Source organism: Streptomyces sp. NRRL WC-3549, assembly GCF_000721935.1.
Lineage (GTDB): Bacteria > Actinomycetota > Actinomycetes > Streptomycetales > Streptomycetaceae > Streptomyces.
In genome coordinates, this window is the sequence record NZ_KL585466.1 from 974 (window position 1) to 2,229 (window position 1,256).

The 1,256-nt window shown below is 66.7% G+C and carries 1 protein-coding gene; it reads right to left on the bottom strand.

From position 1 onward, the window contains the following. A partial coding sequence (locus IH13_RS39520; RefSeq protein WP_037843540.1) for a beta-ketoacyl synthase N-terminal-like domain-containing protein occupies window positions 1–872 on the bottom strand: 872 nt, incomplete at its 3' end. Window positions 873–1,256: the final 384 nt, after the last annotated feature.

Consider the following 1,256-nt stretch of genomic DNA (forward strand, 5'->3'; position numbering starts at 1 on the left):
CCCGCCAGTACGTCGTGGCCGTTGCGGCGGGCGTCCGAGAGTCGTTCCAGCAGCAGAACGCCGACACCTTCGGACCATGCGGTGCCGTCGGCCGTGGACGCGAACGACTTGCAGCGGCCGTCGGCTGCGAGTCCGCCCTGGTCGCTGAAGCCGTAGAAGGCACTGGGGGTCGACATGACGGTCGCTCCCCCCGCCAGGGCCAGCGAGCACTCGCCGGCGCGGAGGGCCTGCACGGCGAGGTGCAGGGTCACGAGGGAGGTGGAACAAGCCGTGTCGACCGTGACGGCCGGCCCTTCCAGACCGAGCGTGTAGGCGATGCGTCCGGAGACGACGCTCGCCGAAGTGCCGGTCAGCACATAGCCGCCGGTTCCTTCCGGGGGCGGCTGGAGCAGCATCGAGTAGTCCTGGCCCGTGGTGCCCGCGAACACACCGGTACGACTGCCATGGAGCGTTTCCAGGGGTATACCGGCCCGCTCCACGGCTTCCCAGGAGGTCTCCAGGAGCAGCCGCTGCTGCGGGTCCATCGCCAGCGCCTCGCGTGGCGAGATCCCGAAGAACGCCGGGTCGAACCCACCGACGTCGTCCAGGAACCCCCCTTCCATGGCGAACGAGGGCCCTGCGGAGTCCGTGGCCTCGCCGAGGCTTTCCCAGCCCCGGTCCAGAGGGAATGCGGATATGGCGTCGACGCCCGAGGTGGTCAGCTCCCACAGGTCCTCGGGGCTGCGCACACCGCCCGGGTACCGGCAGCTCATGCCGACGATCGCGACGGGCTCCGGGTCAGCAGCTTCGACCTCCTGAAGACGCTGACGGGCCTGGTGCAGATCCGCGGTGACCCACTTGAGGTATTCCCGCAGCGTCTCTTCGTTCGCCATTCAATCCCACCCTGAGCAGACAGCACCTAATAGCGATGGAGGAGCAGTAAAGGGGCAGAACGTCGGGCGACGTTTCAGCTGTCAACGAATAGAGACGCCCTCGGGAATCGCGTTTCCCGAGGCGACAAACCCCGCACCCATAGCCTTTGCGTGACGATCCATGAATATCGATACCGTCTGGCAATTCCGTCGACATTCCAGCAGATCAACTCGCAATGCGAAGTTATTCGACCCCCCTTGACCGCACAACCCCTACAGATCAGCAGGGGCCCCCTAACGGGGCTTCCCCCAGCCCTGAACCCCTGCCGGGTGCACCACGGCAGTCGACGCCCCGGCCCCTCGGCCTCGTACGAGCGGGGGCGGCCCTGTCTCTTATACACATCT